The 19228-nt window shown below is 60.5% G+C and carries 11 protein-coding genes and 2 pseudogenes; 9 read left to right on the forward strand and 4 right to left on the reverse strand.

Going from position 1 to position 19228, the window contains the following annotated elements:
• Positions 1-16: 16 nt before the first annotated feature.
• From B7L09_RS04165 to B7L09_RS04185, 5 genes are all read left to right on the forward strand, one after another.
• Positions 17-340, forward strand: a complete 324-nt coding sequence (locus B7L09_RS04165; RefSeq protein ID WP_094467851.1) for a PepSY domain-containing protein — start codon at positions 17-19, stop codon at positions 338-340.
• 92 nt (positions 341-432) lie between these two features.
• Positions 433-903: a DUF2271 domain-containing protein gene (locus B7L09_RS04170; RefSeq protein ID WP_094467852.1), complete on the forward strand. Its 471-nt coding sequence runs from the start codon at positions 433-435 to the stop codon at positions 901-903.
• 25 nt (positions 904-928) lie between these two features.
• Positions 929-3109, forward strand: coding sequence for a PepSY domain-containing protein (locus B7L09_RS04175; RefSeq protein WP_094467853.1), 2181 nt, complete (start codon positions 929-931; stop codon positions 3107-3109).
• A complete protein-coding gene (locus tag B7L09_RS04180; RefSeq protein ID WP_094467854.1) occupies positions 3099-4070 on the forward strand; it encodes an FAD:protein FMN transferase in 972 nt (323 codons plus the stop codon). Before B7L09_RS04175 ends, B7L09_RS04180 begins: the two co-directional genes overlap by 11 nt.
• A gap of 31 nt (positions 4071-4101) precedes the next feature.
• Positions 4102-4803, forward strand: coding sequence for a VIT1/CCC1 transporter family protein (locus B7L09_RS04185; protein ID WP_094467855.1), 702 nt, complete (start codon positions 4102-4104; stop codon positions 4801-4803).
• 71 nt (positions 4804-4874) lie between these two features.
• Here B7L09_RS04185 and B7L09_RS32730 read toward each other — a convergent pair.
• Both B7L09_RS32730 and B7L09_RS32735 read right to left on the reverse strand, forming a co-directional pair.
• Positions 4875-9663 (reverse strand): annotated as a pseudogene (locus B7L09_RS32730) (peroxidase family protein); the annotation flags it as partial.
• 468 nt (positions 9664-10131) lie between these two features.
• Positions 10132-11277: pseudogene (locus B7L09_RS32735) on the reverse strand (peroxidase family protein); the annotation flags it as partial.
• A gap of 401 nt (positions 11278-11678) precedes the next feature.
• Here B7L09_RS32735 and B7L09_RS04200 point away from each other — a divergent pair.
• A complete protein-coding gene (locus tag B7L09_RS04200) occupies positions 11679-13166 on the forward strand; it encodes a sensor histidine kinase (RefSeq protein WP_094467856.1) in 1488 nt (495 codons plus the stop codon).
• On the opposite strand, the gene B7L09_RS04205 is transcribed toward B7L09_RS04200, so the two are convergent.
• Positions 13167-13862, reverse strand: coding sequence for a response regulator (locus B7L09_RS04205; RefSeq protein WP_094467857.1), 696 nt, complete (start codon positions 13860-13862; stop codon positions 13167-13169). It lies immediately after the preceding gene.
• Positions 13863-14176: 314 nt separating this feature from the next.
• On the opposite strand from B7L09_RS04205, the gene B7L09_RS04210 reads away from it, so the two are divergent.
• From B7L09_RS04210 to B7L09_RS04220, 3 genes are all read left to right on the forward strand, one after another.
• Positions 14177-15913 (forward strand): type I secretion system permease/ATPase, encoded by a 1737-nt coding sequence (locus B7L09_RS04210; protein ID WP_094467858.1) that lies wholly within the window; start codon positions 14177-14179, stop codon positions 15911-15913.
• Positions 15914-17260, forward strand: coding sequence for an HlyD family type I secretion periplasmic adaptor subunit (locus tag B7L09_RS04215; protein ID WP_094467859.1), 1347 nt, complete (start codon positions 15914-15916; stop codon positions 17258-17260). It abuts the gene before it with no gap.
• A gap of 271 nt (positions 17261-17531) precedes the next feature.
• Positions 17532-18179 (forward strand): BON domain-containing protein, encoded by a 648-nt coding sequence (locus B7L09_RS04220; RefSeq protein ID WP_010459334.1) that lies wholly within the window; start codon positions 17532-17534, stop codon positions 18177-18179.
• Between the two features lie 59 nt (positions 18180-18238).
• Here the strand turns inward: B7L09_RS04220 and B7L09_RS04225 are convergent, their stop codons facing one another.
• A complete protein-coding gene (locus tag B7L09_RS04225) occupies positions 18239-18883 on the reverse strand; it encodes a c-type cytochrome (RefSeq protein ID WP_010459332.1) in 645 nt (214 codons plus the stop codon).
• Positions 18884-19228: the final 345 nt, after the last annotated feature.

Consider the following 19228-nt stretch of genomic DNA (forward strand, 5'->3'; position numbering starts at 1 on the left):
CGGCAGGAGACAGATCATGAAAACCGCGTTTATTGCACGTACCGCGCTGTTGAGCCTGTTGCTCAGCGGTAGCGTGTTGGCCGATGACGACTGCAGCGAGCCCGTCAGCGATTGGCAACCGCGAGAGACCTTGCGTCAACGCGTAGAGCAGCAATACGGCTGGAGCGTGCAGCGCATCAAGGTCGACGACGGTTGCTACACGCTCAGGGGCACTGACCGCAAGGGCAACGTCATCGAAGCCAACTACTCACCGGCCTCGTTGCGCCTGCGCACCCTCGAGATCCATTTCCGCAACGACGGCGATGCCAGGGATTACCTCGGCAGCCCGCTCTCCGAATGACGCCTCACCTGTCGATGAGTTTTTCCTGCGATTCAGGTTGCTGTCAGCAAGCAGGTCCAGGCTCTCGACCTAACGATCAAAAGGACACCCTCATGAAAAAGATCATCGCTGCAACCTGCCTCGCCGGCGCCATTGCCTTGCCGGGGCTGGCCCAGGCCCGTGAAGTGACCCTGACGACCCAGCTCAAGGACTACAACGGTAACGATGCGTACCTGGCGATTTACCTCACCGATGCCAACGGCCAGTACCAGAAAACCCTGTGGGTCGCCGGCAAGAAGGCCAAGTACTACCGGCATTTGACTGACTGGGCCCGTGGCAGCGGGATGAACCGGAGCGAGTTTGACGGCGTCAGCGGCGCCAGTGTCGGCAGCGGGCGCACGCTCAANGTCAGTGTTCAATTGGCTGACACCTTGATTGATGCCGGGTATCAGATCCGAATCGACAGCGCCGTCGAGGACAAACGCGACGCTCGCGCCGATGTCAGCGTGCCGTTGACGTCCAAGGGCACTGGCAAGCCGGCAACCGGCAGCACCTATGTCGAGTCGTTTACTTACGACCTGTAGCACCCACCCCTTCAGGAGGCTGAACATGCTTCGCCAGTTTCATTCGCTGCCCGGTCTGATCGCCGCCCTGTTGGTCATGATATTGGCCATCAGTGGCGCGATCCTGTCGGTCGACCCGGCGCTGGAACGCTTGCACAACACCGCCACCGCGGCCGGGCAACTCAACGTCGGCCAACTGGCCGGGCGTGTCGCCAATCACTTCCCAGGCGTGGAGCAGATCCAGCGCACCGCCTCCGGCACGGTCATCGTCTACTACAACCGCGATGGCCAGTCCGGGGCTGAAACGGTCGACCCACTGACNGGCCAGGGCCTCGCGCCNTACGCACCCTCCACGTTCACGCGTTGGGTGAAAGACTTGCACCGCGCGCTGTTCATGGGCACACCGGGCCATGGCGTGTCGGGCGTCGGTGCGTTGTTCATGTTGATCCTGGCAGTGTCCGGCGCGTTGCTGCTGGCCCGGCGCCTGGGTGGCTGGCGCAACCTGCTGCGGCCACTGCGCGGCACGTTCAGCCAACGCTGGCATGCGGAAGTCGGGCGCCTGGCTTTGCTCGGGCTGCTGCTGTCGGCCGTAAGCGGGCTGTACATGGCCGCCACGACCTTCGGCTTTATCGCCGACGGCAGTCAGAATGAACCCGCCTTCCCCGCCCACGTCAGTGCCGGGCCGGCCTTGCCAGTGGCGAGCCTGCAAGCCTTGCAGGCCATCGACCTGAATGACCTGCGCGAACTGGTCTACCCGAGCCCGGGCAACCCGAAGGACGTGTTTTCCCTGCGCACCGCCCAGGGCGACGGCTACGTGGATCAGGCCAGCGGCGCCTTGTTGTCCTACCAGGCCCACGACTCGATGCACAACCTCTATGAATTGATCTATCAACTGCACACCGGTGAAGGCCTGTGGTGGCTGGGCCTGCCGCTGGGGCTCTGCGCCCTCTGTGTGCCGTTGATGAGCGTCACCGGCCTCCTGTTGTGGTGGCGCCGGCGCAAGGCGGGTCCGAACATTCGCCACAACAGCCCCGCTCACTCGGCCGACAGCGTGATTCTGGTAGGCACTGAAAACAACACCACATGGGGCTTTGCCAAGACCTTGCATGACGCCTTGCACCTGGCCGGACACCGGGTGCATAGCGCGGCGATGAATCAATACGCCAACGACTACCGCAGCGCCCAACGCGTGATTATCCTCACCGCGACCCACGGTGACGGCGACGCGCCAGCCTCGGCTTCGCAGTTCATGGCGCGGCTGGTCAAATCAGGCCTCAAACCCGGCCTGCCCTTTGCAGTACTGGGGTTTGGGGACCGCCAGTTTCCACAGTTCTGTCAGTACGCCCATCGGGTGCAGGCCGCGCTGGAACTGGCCGGTGCCTCACCGTTGCTGGAGCTGGAAACCGTCAACCGCCAGTCTTCTCAGGAATTTGCGCGTTGGGGCCACGCGCTAGGCGAAGTGCTCAAGCATGACCTGACACTGGTCCATGCCCCGCAGCGGCCACAGATCCATCCATTAGAGCTGACAGAGCGCATTGTCTACGGCGAACAGGTGAACGCACCGACCCACGTGTTGCGCTTCAAGGCTCCCGGCGAGCTGCCGGACTTCCTGGCCGGTGACCTGGTCGGGATTGTGCCTCCGGGCAGTCCGATCCCCCGTTTCTACTCGCTGGCCAGCGGTTCGCAGGACGGCGTGCTGGAAATCTGTGTGCGCAAACACAACGGAGGCCTGTGCTCGGAATTCCTTCATGGCCTGGACATCGGTGCGCAGATCGAGGNNTTTATCCAGCCCAACCCACAGTTTCGTCCTGCGTCGGGGGCACACCCGGTGATCCTGATCGGTGCCGGTACCGGCATTGGCCCGCTGGCGGGCTTCATTCGCAACAACACTGCCCGCCACCCGATGCATTTGTATTGGGGCGGGCGCAACCCGGCCTCGGACTTTCTGTACGAGCCTGAACTTAACCGCTACCTGGCAGACCAGCGACTTACCGCATTGCGCGCGGCTTTTTCTCAGGTTCAGGACGGTGGCTACGTCCAGGACCGGCTGNTCAGTGATGCACTGTCCTTGCGCCGGCTGGTGGAAAAAGGCGCCCAGGTGCTGGTCTGCGGCAGTCGTGAAATGGCCAAAGGCGTGATGCAGGCCCTGGATGAAATATTGGCTCCGCTGAACCTGAGCGTACTGACCCTCAAGGCACAAGGACGCTACCGTGAAGATGTCTACTGATGTGCAGCGCTACAACCTGAACGGCGAGACCATGGGCACGCGCTACACCGCCCTGTTTTATGCCGGGGCCGGCATCGATACCGACGAAATTGGTCATCGCCTGGCGCGCGCCGTGGCCCGGGTGGATCAGCAAATGTCCACCTGGAAACCCGACTCGGACCTCAACCGCCTCAATGCCGCCCCCGAGCAGCAATGGATTTCGGTGCCCCAGGAACTGGCAACGGTACTGTCAGCGGCACTACGGGTCAGCCAGCAATCCGGCGGAGCCTTCGACATTGCCGTCGGCGATCTGGTGCAAGCCTGGGGCTTCGGCCCCGGCGAACNGACCGTTACAGAACAGGGGCTCGCGACGATGCCGCTGCGCACCCGGCTGTCAGCCAGCGCCGCGTTGGTGGTCGACCCGTTACGCAATCAGGTGCGCAAACGCGCGCCGCTGCACCTTGATTTGAACGGCATCGCAAAAGGCTTTGGCGTCGATGAACTGGCCCGTTGCCTGGAAGCGTCAAACATCACCCGCTACCTGGTCGGCATTGACGGCGAAATGCGCGCCCGGGGCGTCAAACCCGACGGCCAGTGCTGGACCGTCGCCGTGGAAAAGCCTGACCGGGGCGTGCGTGAAGTCATGGGCGTGATGGAACTTGGCGACGCCGCGATCGCGACCTCCGGGGACTACCGACAGTGGGTCGACGTAGCCGGTCAAGCCTATGCCCATACCATGAACCCGGCCACTGGCGCGCCGCTGTGCAACNCGCTCGCAGCGGTTACCGTCGTGGCGGGCTCGTGCATGCTCGCCGATGCCTGGGCCACGGCACTGATGGTGCTGGGTGAAGTTGAAGGCCCACGCCTGGCACAAGAACGCGGGATGGACGCATTGTTCGTGCTGCGCGACGGCCAACAATTCAAGGAAATATCCATTGTCGGCGGCCAGTTGCAGGCGCAGATTGAAACCCGCCCGATGTGAACCGCCCAATGACAGTGAGTCGCGCTCAACCATGAAATTCATGCACAGACACACCGAATCCCACCGCAGTGATCGTATCGGCTGGCTGCGTGCCGCTGTCCTGGGGGCCAATGATGGGATCGTCTCCACGGCCAGCCTGTTGATCGGCGTCGCTGCCGCCAACGCCAGCCACTCCACACTGATCGTTACCGGCATTGCNGGGCTGGTGGCGGGCGCCATGTCAATGGCCGCAGGCGAGTACATCTCCGTGCATTCCCAGGCCGATACCGAGCGCGCCGATTTGTCCCGCGAACGGGCCGAGCTGGCCAGTGACCCGAAAGCCGAACACATCGAGCTCGCCAACATCTACATGCACCGTGGCGTCTCCCCCGAGCTGGCGCGTCAGGTGGCCGATCAATTGATGGCCCATGATGCGCTCGGCTCGCACGCCCGGGACGAACTGGGCATCAGCGCCACCCTGACCGCCAAACCCTTGCAGGCCGCCCTGGCCTCCGCCGCCAGTTTCGTGGTGGGTGCCGCCCTGCCCCTGGCGGTGACGTTTGTCGCCCCGGAGCACAGCGTGGTGCCCTGGATATCGGGCATGTCATTGGTGTTTCTCGGGACGCTGGGCGCCATTGCCGCCAGAGCCGGCGGCGCCAAGGTCATCACCGGTGCCTGGCGGGTGACCTTCTGGGGGGCGCTGGCCATGGGGATTACAGCGCTGGTGGGGCACTTGTTTGGCGCCGTGGTCTAGCTCACGTTCATCCTGCAAAAAAACAAAGGGCGCCCGATAATTAAACGGGGCGCCCTTTGTACGCTGCCAACCTAGACCACGCCGACGAAATCGCTCGCAGTGAGGGCCACGTGCCCGACCAGATCAATTTGGAAATCGGCGCCATTACCGTTGTTTACATTACCCTCCACATACGTGTGATCGACCCCGCCGACATTGACGAAGTGGTACTTCAATTGCGCCTGGTTGTTGAACTCGTTGCCAGCGCCGTTCCACTCGCCGAGGAAGGTGAAGTCCTGATTACCGGCGGAACCTGCGCCGGAGGTCCGGGCATCGATCAGGGTGAGATCGATATGGTCGGTTCCGTGCGAGAAGTCCGTGATCACGTCACGGCTTGCGGCCGACGTTCCCGAGTCATTGATCGAGCTGAACACAAACATGTCCGCCCCTGCACCGCCGGTCAACGTATCGCGGTTGCCATTACCCGCCAGCGTGTCGGCGCCACCGCCGCCACTCAAGGTGTCGATACCGCCCTGCCCGGTCAGGGCGTTATTGGCGTTGTCACCGGTCAGGGTGTTAGTGCCGCTGCTGCCGATGACATTTTCGACGCTGATCAAGGTGTCACTACCGGTTTGCGAGCTGCTGGCCGAGTTGGTGGACAGGTTGACCGTGGCGTTGGCCGATGTGCCTGACAAGTCATAGGTATCGGTGTCGCCACCGCCGTCGTAGCTGTCATTGCCATCATTGACCGATGCCCGGAAGGTGTCATTGCCCAGGCCACCGAACAGGCTGTCCAGGCCTTGTCCACCCACCAGGGTGTCGTCACCGCTGCCACCGTCCATCCAGTCATTACCGCCCTGGCCTTGCAACAGGTTGCTGACGCCATCGCCCTGGATGTGATCGTCGCCCGAACTGCCGGTGACGTTCTCGATGCCGGTCAGCGAGTCGTTGCCGGTCTGGGTGCTGGTTGACGTGCCGGCGATCAAATCGACCGTGGCTGGCGCCGATGTGGCCGACAAATCGTAGGTGTCGGTGCCCGAGCCACCGTCATAGTGGTCGTTGCCGTCGTTCAGCGAGGCCAGCAGCGTGTCGTTGCCTGCCTCACCAAAGACCGAGTCGTTGCCGGCCAGCCCACTGAGTTGGTTGTTACCGCTGTTGCCATGGATCACGTTGTCCAGCGCGTTGCCGGTGCCGTTGATGTTGTTCGAGCCTAGCAAGGTCAGGTTTTCGACATTGGCGCCCAGGGTATAGCTGACCGAGGACATGACCGTGTCGGTGCCTTCGTTGAGGTTTTCCTGAACCACATCGCCATTGGCATCGACCATGTAGATGTCATTGCCAGCGTTGCCGCGCATCGTATCGTTACCGGCGCCACCGTCCAGCAAGTCGGAACCCAGCCCGCCGTTGAGGACATCATTGCCCGAGTAGCCCATCAGGATGTCCTGATAGTTGGTGCCATTGAGCGTATCACCGAAGAAGAATGAGTTAGTGCCTTCGATGAAGCGCCCTACCGCTTCCGAAGGGTCTGACGTCAGTTGTTCCACGGTGCCGTTGTTGTCGGTGTACGTGGTGACAACCCGCAGCTGCTGGCCGAACTGCGCCGAAGTCGGTGCAAAGGTCGACGCATTCGCCCCGGCGATACTCAACCAGGTCGCGCCCACCAGTGCCTGCCACTGATAGGAGAACCCGCTCGGTCCAGGCAAGCCATCGGCATCCTGGATGGCCGAGGTGTTGGCGGTCAGCCGGTATGGGGCCGGCACCGGACGACTTGGGGTGGTCGGTGCGGTGGCATAACCCGACAGCGTCACGTTGCCGCTCGGCAGGTGATTGGTGATGCTCAGGTTGATCGTGCGGTCGGCGAAGCGCAGTTTTTCAACGCCGATGACAATATCGGTGCCATCGACGTTCGCAGCACCCACCCGCAGGTCCACCACTTTGAACGCCGTGATCAGCTCGCCGCCCGGCCGGGTGTCGGTGAACTTGGTGATGCTGGTTGCCCGTAAACATTGCCATGTCCGACACGCCTGCCGTGCCACCGTCACCGACCGTGACGCTATCGGCGAGATCGGCAGGATTGGTACTCGCAACCCCATTGCGCCACAAACGGGTGACCTGGCTACCGCCTAACTCCAGATTCTCGAAAGTGGCCGACTTCAGCATCTCGGTGAAGTGCTTGTCGTAGCCAGGCCCCACCGCGTCCAGCAGGCCGTTGGTGCCGATAAATCCGGCAGCACGGTAATTGGCGCCATCCTGATAATTGTCGTAACCACCGGCGTAGGTGCCGATCAGGCTGTCCAGACGGATGCCGTCACCGACGATCACGTCGTTGCCAATGCCGCCGACCAGCTTGTCATTGCCGCTGCCGCCGATCAGCCAGTTGGCGCTTGCATCGCCCAGGATGGTGTCGTTGTTCTGGCTGGCAATGACCCCTTCAATACCGACCCACGCAGGGAACGGAGTGGTCAAGTCGATGGCCACCGCCGGGTTTTGTTGGGTCGAGAAATCGATCGTGAGACCTTGGGGGGCCTTGGCATGGTCGCTGAAGTCGATCAAGTCGAATCCAATGCCCTTGCCATCGTTGCCCAGGTCGGTCTTGCCGTCGCCACCCAGTACTTCGTCCGGCCCACCGCCCATGGCTTGGGAGAAGGCCCCCGGGCGCAAGATATCGTCGCCATCGAGGCCGCCCGAAATATCCTGGTCGTCGCCGGCGATGATCAGGTCGTCACCGCCGTCCCCCCACAGCAGATCACCACCGGCACCGCCGTCAAGGATGTCGTTGCCATCACCACCGTGGGTGAAGGCATCGGTATCGCCTTCGCCGAACAGGAAGTCGTCACCCGATTCGCCCGACAGCTTGTCGATGCCGACACCGCTGTGCAGGATGTCATTGCCTTCGCCGCCAATGATCTGGTCGATGCCCGCCGCAGCCGTGGCGGATTGTTCGCCGCTCACGTAATCGTCACCGGCGCCACCGTCCAGCAGATCGCCGCCATCGCCGCCGTAGATGCGGTCGTTGCCATCACCGCCGTACAGGCGGTCGATACCGTTGCCGCCGTAGATTATGTCGTTGCCGCCTTCGCCATAGACCGTATCGTCACCGCCCCAGGCGTAAATCAGGTCGTTACTGTCGCTGGCCACTATCACCTCGTGGGACTCGGCACCGCTGTTCAGCGTGCCGTCGAGATTTCCCCCTCCGTTGATCGCCGTGGTGCCAGAGGTCGCGGCGCTGTCTTCGACACGGAAGTCACGGATGTACTGCACGCCATTGACGGTCACGATGTCGCCGTTGTTGGTGGTGGCATTGCCCCGGGTTGAATAAACGCCCAGCGACTGGTGACCAATCACCGTAATGCCATCGGCGGCGTAGAGAGGATGAGCATCCTCGTAAGCCTTGATCGCATCGGCGTATTTGTGCTCAGTCTTGGCATTGGCGACCTCGTTCTGCGCCAGGTCGTAGTACTTGTCGGCATAGGCGAAAACGCTGCCATTGAGGTGCTCGGCGCCAGTGTTGCGCTCGACGATGTCCTTGAACTGTTCATTGACGATGCCCTCGCCCATCTGCAACTGGTCCAGGCGATAGAGGTAGTAAAAGCGGTCGCCGTTCATCAGTCGGCTGATCTGGTCGACAAACACCGTGTCGAAGGTTTCACCCAGAATGCCCCCGGTGACGTGCACCTCCGCCAGGCCGCCCAACCAAGTGTCGATGTGTTGAAAGCCGTCGACGCCATAGCTACCCGCGTCGGCGGGGCTGTTGAAGGTGTTGTTGAGGAAATCCAGTGCTTGGTTGTACGTATACCCTTGGGCTTCGGTGCTGCCTTCGGAGATCGTGCCGTTCTCCAGACCGATCAGCGCGGCGGCGCGTGCGACGTTGCCGTCGAACGAATAAGCCGCAATGAAATTCACCAGGTTGTCCGGGTGGATCATGTTGGCGCCAAAGTCGGCCCAACTGCTGTATTCGCTCAGGCCGATGGCCGCGCGGAACTCATTGAGTGTAGGGATGCCGACGTCGCGGCCACGGGCGATGTTGATCGCAGCCAGGTCCAGCGGCTGGCCGAGCAAGCCCTGGTTCAGCGCTGGCGTGACATATTCGTCAACCTCGTTCGCCTGTTGGTGGGTCATGCCCAGGGCGATAGCGGCCGCGCCCTTTTGCGCAAACAGCTCAGGGGTGAGGAAAGCTCGCTCGAGTGCAACGCGCATCACACCGCTGGTGATGCCTCCCGACGGATCAATCAGGTCGATTGATTCGCGCAGGGTGCTGTGGCCGAAGCGGTAGGCCACTTGCGAGAAGTCCAGGCTCACATCGGCTTGTTCGCCGCTGTTGTAGCCCACGAACTCGGCGATGTTGGGTGTGATGGTTCGGGCAAACTGGTCCACCGCCGTATGCTGATACTCCATCTCGACCGTGATTTTGGCTGCATTGAACAGTTTGTTATCGTCCCAGGCGATGGCACCACCGGCGTAAACGTAATTGCCTTGTGCATCTTCGTAGTGATTGCCGACCACGCTCACCCCGGCCGCCACGACATCTGTCGCCTGCGTGGCCACCGATACTTGCCACTCATGCAGCAGGTCATGGTTGTAAGTACCCGCCTGATCGAGCCGCTCCTGACGCAAGTCCTCGACCGCAACGGCTTCCTGAATGTTGCGCACCTGGAAGTTGTGCTCTTCGTGCCACACATGGTGTACCGCAGTCAGACCGATGTTCTCGTTCACTCGGCCGTCACCGGCAATGTAGTGATCGCCCACCGCCGCCATCAACAGCTCGCCGACGGCGGCGTGCACTTCTGGAGTGAGTGCGATCACGGTGGGTCCCGCCTGCATCGATGTCTTGATGCTGAAGTCGCTGAAATTCACCCACAGCGCCAATGCGCTGGCTCCCGTCAGCGTCACCGCCGGTGATCCCGGGCCCATGGCGCCGGCCGGCAGTTTCAGTTCCAGGTAACCATCATTGGGGCCAGCACCGTCGACATAGGCGAACTCATAACCGGCGCCCAACGCCAGCGCCGCAGCCTGGAGGGTCGCAATATTGGCCTGGAAATCAGTCGCAGCCTCAGGGTTCAACGGGTTCTTGAAGTGCGCCTCGTCGAAGCGCGGGTTCATATCAAGAATCAGCGCCTGGCCAGAGTTGCCGGCCTCGGCCCCGGTTTCCACGTTGCCAGCCGCGTCGCGATTGCGCAGATCGAGCACGTCTTCCCAGGTCAAGTCAGCACGTTGGGTGAGCATCAGGTGCGCACGCAGTTCGTTCAGCGTAGGCAGCGTGGCGTGCGTCGTTTCGCCAAACGCATTCTTCCAGGCGACCGACGTGTTGCCGTCCAGCATTTGGGCGCCGGCATGGAAGGTGATACCGCCATCGGTGGACACCCACGCTCGCAGCAGATCGGTGACTTCCTGGTCGGAGCCATAGGTCTGGCTCTGATCAATATAGGGCGATGTGTGGTTGTTCCATTGCGGTGTACCGTCGGCGGTGAAGCCGCTCACATCAGCGCGGGAAATCACGATCTTGGTGGCAGGCTGGCCGGTGGTGGGGTTGATCACGCCATAGAGCGGATCGTCCGGGGACAGGTTGATCGTGATTTTGGTGCCGTCTGCGCCCTTGCCGATGAAATCGAGGCCGTGATCGAAAAACTGGCCGAACAGGACAAACCAGCCGTTGACCGGTGACACACCAGGGTTCTGTGCGCCGATGAAGAACTCATCATTTGGCACAGACGAATACGCTTGTACGTTGGCGCCGGTCAGCGGATCAGTGACCGGATTGCCATTGCCATCCAGCTGCCAGACCGGATTGCCGTTGGCATCGAACTGCAAGTCATAGCCGCGTTGGGCGTCTTGCTGGCCGAGCGCTTCCAGCATGCCGTAGTCAGTCACCTGGGTGAAACCGTTGACGTCCTTGACGAGGTGAGTGCTACCGGGCTCCGTCTGGAAGGTAACGTCTGCGGTGGTGACTAACCGGCTAATCATGCGCGGCGTGTAATCCACAACGTCGTGAGCGGGAGACGCCTCATTGATCGGCGTCGCGAGGTTGTCGCCTCGCTTGGTGTAGTCCGCCGCCGCAGGGTCGGGGCTGGTTGTAAACGTATTGGCGTAGAACGCGTTGGGGTCGCTGCCAAGTCCCGCCATGGGCTTGACGTAATGATCGAACGACACCGCCATGCGTTGCAGGAAGGGTTGATCGGCTGATCCCCAAGTGGCATTGACCAGGTACAGGTTGTTGTTCAGCCCCGACGGATCGCGCAGGCCTTGAGAGGCCGTCACCGACGCGTAGGAGTGACCATACATCGCAAGGTTACTGTCAATCTGGGCCTGGCTCAGGGGTGTGCTGCCTGGATCGTAGATTAACCGGTGTTGCGCATCGTATATCGCACTCGACCCGCTCCAATCGACAATCGCGTTGCCATCCGCATCGTAGAGCGGACGAAAATCAATCTGATCCCGCATGAAGTCCAGATCGGAAAGATTGAATCGAAAAGGTTTCAAAATATAGCGCGTGGCCATGATATTTCACCTGTCAAATTGGGTTTCAAACTTCAGATCCGTCATGACTGACCTGGCCTTGATCCCAACCTTTCGGGCAGCCTGTCAGCTGGATTCCAAATCGTTAATTCGTCATCTAAAGCATCCGGGAGGTGAACGAACAGCGATAGATGCGAAGGTCCAATCAAGAATCGGGACCTAAGTCGCAGGTGCAAACCTGACCTTGGTCGACCACTGAAGTACGAACCCCCCTGGTTTGGCAGGCCGTTCCAGGCCACACAACAAGCCGTCGCGTGCTGTACTGATTGTCCATCTATAGTGAGCCTGTTCGTACAGGCAGCTTATACATGGCAATCTCCAGATATCCGTTGAGTTGCAGGGTTTTCCAACCGACTTATCACGATGATCAGGGAACCGGACCGATGGCAAAAGATGCAAAAGTCGAATCAAAAAACGAGACTTTTGTCGGTGACCAGACTGAGACTTTGGTCGAGCCTCCCCCGCCTCGAGAGCGTGGCAAGCGGGCAATCTGGCGCACCCGCTTCAAGGCCCGGACACGCAACCTGAGCCGCTCCACACAGTTCGTGATTGCCGCGGCATTGATCCTGGGACTGACGATGTTTTTCGTCGGCAACCTGGTGAGTGCACGAATCGAACGGGCCGCCGTGCAAAGCGCCGCCGAAGCCGGCGCCCATTACATGGAAGCGTTTCTGGAACCCTACGTACAGGAGATGAGTCGCGATAACGGCTTGTCGCCCACCAGCGTCGAATCCCTGGACCGCCTGATGGAAAGCCGTTCACTGAAACGGCACATCGTCTCGATCAAGATCTGGCGCGCGGACGGCACCGTGGTTTACAGCACCGACAAATCCATCACCAATCGCAAATTCCCGATGGATGAAATCGCCGAGGCGCTCAAGGGCAATGTGGTCACCGACCTTGAGGACCTGGATCAGGAAGAGAACGAGTTCGAGCGAAAGCTCAACGTACCGCTCTATGAAATCTATGCGCCGCTGCGGGAGTTCAACACCGGAAAAATCATCGCGGTGGGCGAGTTCTATGAAATGGCGACCAGCCTGGAGCAGGAAATCAATCGTATTCGTCAGCAAGTGTGGATGGTTGTCGGTGCCGCGACGCTGGCGATGCTGACGTTGCTGTTCTTCCTGGTGCGACGCGGTGACCAGATCATCCAGCGCCAGCAAGTCGCATTGCGGTTGCGGCTCCTGGAGCAAACACGCTTGCACATCAGCAATGCTGCACTACAGCGCAAGATGACCACCGCGACTCAGGAGTTCTCACGCATCAACGAACTGACCTTGCGCCGCATCGGCGCGGACTTGCATGACGGCCCGGCACAGCTGATGACGCTGATCCTCATCCGGCTCGATGACCTGGCTGAAAACTGCACCGACATCGATCAGGAATCCCTGGAAACCATCCGCGGCGCTGCCACCGATGCATTGCGTGAGGTGCGTGATCTGTCGCGGGGGCTGGCACTTCCCGAAATCAACGACCTGAGCCTGCCGGAGGAGTTGCAACTGGTGGCGCAGCGCCACGAGCAACGCACCGGCACCAAGGTCAAATTGTCGCTGGGGCCGCTGCCTGAGGTGACGTCATTGCCACTCAAGCTCTGTCTTTACCGGTTTGTCCAGGAAGCCCTCAACAATGCGTACCGCCATGCCCAGGGCAGAGGCCAGGCCATCAATGCCGATTACATTGACGGGCTGTTGTACATCAGTGTCAGGGACAGTGGACCGGGCATGGCAGCTGACGCCATGGTGGTCGAGACCGCCGGCAGGACCCGGCTCGGGCTGGCGGGTTTGCGCTATCGCGTGGAATCGTTGGGCGGGTTGTTCAGCATCGAGTCGTCCAGCGCCGGCACATCAGTGAACGCACAATTCAACCTCTAGTCACGAACCACCCCGGGCATCTACATGAATACCCACCCCGATGTGCAGGCGGCCGACGGCCTCACGCTCCCAATAACGCCGAAGGGCCGTCACCGCCTCGACCCGGTTGCGTGCGTGCAACTTCTGCATCACGCAGGTCATGTAGTACTTGACGGTTTTTTCGCTGATCAACAGTTTTGAGGCCACTTCTTTATTGGTCAGGCCCTTTGAGACCTCACGAATAATCTGCTCCTCCCGATGGGTGAGGTCGATCTTGCGGACTTCAGCCTCATGCTTTTTGAAATTGCTCAGCAGCTTATTGGCAAATTCGGGGGTGATATACGTTTCGCCCCTCGCGATCGACCGGATCGCCAGCACCAGATCCGGCCCGCTGACGCCTTTCAACACATAACCGCGCGCGCCCGCTTCGAGCGCCGAATAGGCGTCATCTTCAGACTCCGACACCGTCAGCATCAGCACCTTTACGTCAGGCAACTGGGTGGAGATAAATCGCACCACGGCGAATACGTCGCCCGGCATATTGACGTCCATCAGCATCACATCCGGTCGCATTCGTATCGCAATGGCCTGGGCTTCATCCGCGCTGCCACCCTGCTCCACGATTTGCAAATCCGCTCTCTTCCTCAGCGTATTGGCCACGCCTTCACGCAATAAAGGATGATCATCGGCGATGCCGATCCGGATGAAAGGGTTCATGACGCGCTCCTGAAAGGGTCAAGTATTCGAACACCATTGATTAATAGCAGCTAACCCGGGCGGATGCCGGTTACTGGTCGCAAGTACCGCAGGCTTTGAGGACGATAATTAGACTTAGGTCGCACGAAATTCGACCGACAAAAAGCCATCCTCATCACAAGCCTCTGAAAAAGAATGACCCAACCCGTTGTTTTTCAACACTGTCAAAAGCGTCAATAAAATATTGACGCGTAAAAACCGGATCGGGGCATCATCCGACCAACAGTCGTTCCCCTACGCTGAGGTACATGAATCCACGGCACGGGAACCTCCCGATGGACAAGAAAAACCCGCAGCGTTCCGAATTTGCCGAGGTGTTTTTTCGGCTGCGTCATACGTTCTATTCACTGGCCGGTTTCAGTGGCGTGATCAACGTGCTGATGCTGGCGCCGGCCATCTACATGCTGCAGGTGTATGACCGGGCGCTGGTCAGCAGCAACCTCACCACGCTGCTGATGCTGACCCTGCTGATGATCGGTCTGTACACCTTGCTGGCCATGCTGGAAGTGGTGCGCACTCGCGTAATGATCCGGGTCGGCAACCGACTGGACATGGCCCTGAACCGGCGTGTCTTTACCGCCGCTTTCGAGCGCAACCTGCAGCGTGCTGGCGGCAACCCGGCGCAAGCCCTGCAAGACCTCGCGCAAGTACGCCAGTTTCTTACCGGCAACGGCCTGTTTGCGTTCTTCGATGCGCCGTGGACGCCCATTTACCTATTCGTCGCCTACTTGATCCACCCCTTGCTCGGGATCTTCACCCTGTGCGGCTCGCTGATTCTGGTATCCCTGACCTGGCTCACTGAAATCGCCACCAAAAAGCCGTTGAACGAAGCGAATCTAGCGTCACAAATCTCGGGCACTTTTGCCAACAACAATCTGCGCAACGCCGAAGTCATCGAGGCCATGGGCATGCTGCCGGCTATCACTCAACGCTGGTTCGGCAGCCACCTGCGGATTCTCGAAATGCAAACCCTGGCATCCGATCGGGCCGCCTACATCAGTGGACTGGGGCGTTTTGTGCGGATCGCCCTGCAATCGCTGATCCTCGGCACCGGCGCCCTGCTGGCCATCGAAGGCTCGATCACCCCCGGCATGATGATCGCATGCTCGATCCTTAGTGGCCGCGCCCTGGCCCCCGTCGAACAACTGATCGGCGCCTGGAAGCAACTGCTGACCAGCCGTCGCGCCTGGGCACGGCTCAAGCAGCTGCTGCAGGAATTTCCGCCCCGGGCCGATGCGATGAAGCTGCAGCGTCCATTGGGCATGCTCTCGGTTGAACACCTGCACGCCGGGGCGCCGGGCATGAGCCAATCAATCCTTCGCGGGCCGCACTTCAACCTGTCACCGGGTGAATCACTGGGCATCATTGGCCCGTCCGCGTCGGGCAAATCAACCCTGGCACGGCTGCTGGTGGGCATCTGGCCGGCGCAAAGCGGCAAAGTGCGGCTCGACGGTGTGGACGTCTACCTGTGGAACAAGGAAGAGCTCGGCCCCTGGGTCGGTTACCTGCCCCAGGACGTGGAATTGTTCGAAGGCACCATCGCCGACAACATTGCCCGCTTCGGTGAGGTCGACAGTGACGCGGTGATCGTGGCGGCCAGACGGGCCGGTGTGCACGACATGATCCTGCGCTTTGCCCACGGTTACGACACCACCCTGGACGTCGACGGCAACCCGCTGTCCGGCGGTCAGCGCCAGCGTATCGGCCTTGCCCGTGCGTTGTACGGCGAGCCGTCAATCATCGTGCTGGATGAGCCGAACGCCAACCTCGACGACGCCGGGGAAAAAGCCCTGATCGAAGTGCTCGAAGACCTCAAGTCGCGGGGGTGCACCACGGTGCTGATCAGCCACCGTCCGAGCATCCTCGGCACTGTCGACAAAGTCCTGATGCTGCGCGAAGGCAGCACGCAATTGTTCGGCCCCCGGGACGAAGTGTTCGCGGCGTTGCGCCAGACCAGCGTGCTGCCGACGGTGGGCGCTCCGACCCTGTCAGCCGTTCGGGGGAGAGAATAAATGAGCGCCTTGAGTCTTGATCCGCGAGGCCAGGAATTGGTGCGCGCGGCAGCCAATATCGATGTCGACGACCATCGCCCGGCACGTTGGGGCGTGCTGCTGGTGATCCTCGGCTTTGGTGGGTTTCTGCTTTGGTCATGGCTGGCACCGCTGGACGCCGGCATCGTCGCCACCGCCACGGTCAAGGTCACCAGCAACCGCAAAACCATCCAGCACCTCACGGGCGGCAGTGTCGAAACGATTCTGGTACGCGAAGGCGACAGCGTCAGCAAGGATCAGGAACTGGTGCGGCTCGACGCCACCCAGGCACTCTCTGAACAAGGGGTGGTGAACGCGCAATACATCGCCACCAAAGCCATGGAAAACCGCCTGGAAGCCGAACGCGATGGCGCCGCCGATGTGGTTTTCGACCCTGCCATGTTGCAACGCTATGCCGGCAACGATCACCTGAACGACGCCATCAACCTGCAACGTCATCTGTTTGCCACACGCCGCACCAGCCTTGAGGGCGAGATCGGCATCTTGCGCGAGTCGCTCAACTCCGCCGAGGCGCAGATCAAGGGTTTGCAGCACATCTACAGTGCCCGTTCGGCGCAGATAGGGTTTCTCAATCAGGAGCTGGTCGGGGTCCGCCAACTCGCCGCCGAAGGCTACGTACCCCGCAACCGCATGCTGGAGCTCGAACGCACCGGTTCGGACTTGAACGCCTCGCAGGCCGATAACCTCAACAACATTGCAAGGGCCCGGGGCCAAGTCGCCGACATCAAGCTGCGCATCCTGCAGCGCGAGTACGACTACCGCAAGGAAGTGCAGTCCCTGCTGGCCGATGTGCAGAAGGAAAACAGCGCCCTCACCGACCGGTTGCAGGCCCTGGATTATCAGGTCCGGCACACGGTGATCCGCTCGCCCATCGACGGCATGGTCCAGGGCCTGAACGTGTCGACCATCGGCGGCGTGATCGCGCCCGGTTTCAAGATCATGGAAATCGTCCCGGCCCACGAACCGTTGCAGATCGACGCGATGGTGCCGGTGCAGGCCATCGACCGAATGGCGTCAGGCCTGCCGGTGACCATCTCGTTCCCCGCGTTCAATCACGTGCAGACACCGAACATTCCGGGCCAGGTGCTGACCATTTCCGCCGATCGCCTGGTCAGCGACGACAACAAACAACCCTACTATTTGGCGCAGATCGAAGTGACGCCCGCCGGCATGGCCCTGCTTGGCAGCAACCACATCCGCGCAGGCATGCCCGCGTCAGTCACCATCAAGACCGGTGAACGCAACATGCTCAGCTACCTGTTGAAGCCGCTGCTGGACCGCGTCAACAGTGCGTTCAAGGAGCAATGACGTGAGCAGCCGCGGTCGGTTCATCGGTTTCGTCGCCCTGTTGGGCCTGGCTCAGTNAGCTGCGGCTGGCGGCCGATGTTGGCGCATTGGGGGATGACGACATCGCCAGCGCCAATGCCTACCTGGGGCCGAAGTTGGCGTTTTGAACCGCTGCACCAAACGCTTGAGCAACATCAACAAATAGGAGGATTTTTCGTCGTTCAGGCGTAGAAAAGACTTATCGGGCGCTCACGGTCCGTCCTGTCTCACGCCCTTCACAGAGGACTTCATCATGAACGACTTGAGTCTGCGTAATGCCATCCTGGATGAACTGGAATTCCAGCCTGAAATCAATGCTGCGAACATTGGCGTGGCCGTGGACGATGGTGTGGTGACCCTCACCGGTCACGTTTCCACCTATGCCCAGAAAATCGACGCAGAGCGCGCGGTCAAAAACCTCAAAGGGGTACGTGCGGTCGCCGAAGAAATTCAGATCCGCCCCGAGAAAGGCGCCGGCACGGCAGATGACACCATCGCCAGTCGCGCGTTGAAAATCATCAATTGGAGTTCCGACGTGCCCGAAGGCGACATCAAAGTCGTCGTGCAACATGGGTGGGTCACCCTGGAAGGCCAAGTGGACTGGCAATACCAGAAAGAAACCGCGGAACGGGCCGTGCGCAAATTGTCCGGCGTGCTGGGCATCGACAATCAGCTCGCCCTTCGTCCCCGGGTCGACGCCGGTAATATCCAGCGCAGCATCGAAGCGGCACTCAAGCGCAATGCCGAAGTAGAAGCCGAGGGGATACACGTCAAGGTCCAGGGCGATGTGGTGATTCTCGAAGGCCGGGTCCATTTATGGCGCCAGCGTCAGGTTGCAGAACGGGCGGCCTGGTCAGTACCCGGTGTAAAAGAGGTGATCGATCACATACTGCTCGCTTGAGTCACGGCACCGGGGAGTGTGCGATCTCCCCGGGCCGCTGTATTGAGACTCAAAGATCATTATGGTTTGGCGCCGAGTGTCGCCATGTAACGAGCGACAGATTCGGTGTCCGCCTCAGACAGTGAATGATTCGACGACTTCATCGAGTCGTCTCGGGGACGCTGGTCCGTCTGCTGCAGCACCTTGATCTGGCGAATCGCATACTCCGCATGTTGACCTGCCACCCGGGGAATCCGGCCATTGCCCTCCCCGCCAGCACCGTGACACGAACCGCACCGAGCGACGCCGGACTCGGGAATGCCGTTGCCATAGATGGATTCACCCCGGGCATCGGCGCTGTCGGCATCCGCCTTCATTGGACTTTGACGTGAAAAATAATCGGCCAGTTCGGTGATCTGGGTCTCGGTCAAATGATCAAACCCGCGCATGTACTGAGCCCCGGATGTATCGCTGCGCAGATGCCGCTTGAAGTCGCCCAGTTGCAGCTTCAGGTACTCTTTTTGCTGCCCGGCCAGCTTGGGAAACATCGGTGAGGCGGACTCCCCCGTCAAGCCATGACACAAGGAGCAGATCTGATCCACCATGGCGACACCGGACATGGCTGACGCGTCTTGCGAGGTCTGCTCGTTGCTACTCGTGCAGCCCATCAACGTCACGATGCACATGGCAAGTAAACGATGTGATTGGCGGGGAGTACGCTTCATGTCACAGGCTTCCATGGTCTCACCCTCGATTCGACGATCAATACACGCCCGTCACACCTTGAAGGCTGTCGGAGTGACCCTCTGAATTGAGCTTAGCCAGAGGCCGCCCGTTACAGGTCAATGACAACGAACCGTTCAGCCTGATTCGAACTAAAGGCCATCGCTTCGCCTTATATCCCGTGTGCCGGGAACGCTGTCTCAAACACCATCGCTCAAGGCATTGCCCCCTTTGTTGATCAAACTCAATCATTTGTCTGAATCGAGGTGTTGGAATACCCACCAGACGATAGAGCATCTGATGGAAGACGCACGCCAGGCCTGTGGCAGTGACCTGACTCAAGGGGA

The organism is Pseudomonas mandelii, from assembly GCF_002251635.1.
In the GTDB taxonomy this organism is placed as follows: Bacteria; Pseudomonadota; Gammaproteobacteria; order Pseudomonadales; family Pseudomonadaceae; genus Aquipseudomonas; species Aquipseudomonas mandelii_B.

Excerpts from the sequence above, each read along its gene's own strand:
- B7L09_RS04165 (WP_094467851.1), top strand. The coding sequence starts at position 17 with ATGAAAACCGCGTTTATTGCACGTACCGCGCTGTTGAGCCTGTTGCTC.
- B7L09_RS04200 (WP_094467856.1), top strand. The coding sequence starts at position 11,679 with ATGGCAAAAGATGCAAAAGTCGAATCAAAAAACGAGACTTTTGTCGGT.
- B7L09_RS04205 (WP_094467857.1), bottom strand. The coding sequence starts at position 13,862 with ATGAACCCTTTCATCCGGATCGGCATCGCCGATGATCATCCTTTATTG.
- B7L09_RS04210 (WP_094467858.1), top strand. The coding sequence starts at position 14,177 with ATGGACAAGAAAAACCCGCAGCGTTCCGAATTTGCCGAGGTGTTTTTT.
- B7L09_RS04215 (WP_094467859.1), top strand. The coding sequence starts at position 15,914 with ATGAGCGCCTTGAGTCTTGATCCGCGAGGCCAGGAATTGGTGCGCGCG.
- B7L09_RS04220 (WP_010459334.1), top strand. The coding sequence starts at position 17,532 with ATGAACGACTTGAGTCTGCGTAATGCCATCCTGGATGAACTGGAATTC.
- B7L09_RS04225 (WP_010459332.1), bottom strand. The coding sequence starts at position 18,883 with ATGAAGCGTACTCCCCGCCAATCACATCGTTTACTTGCCATGTGCATC.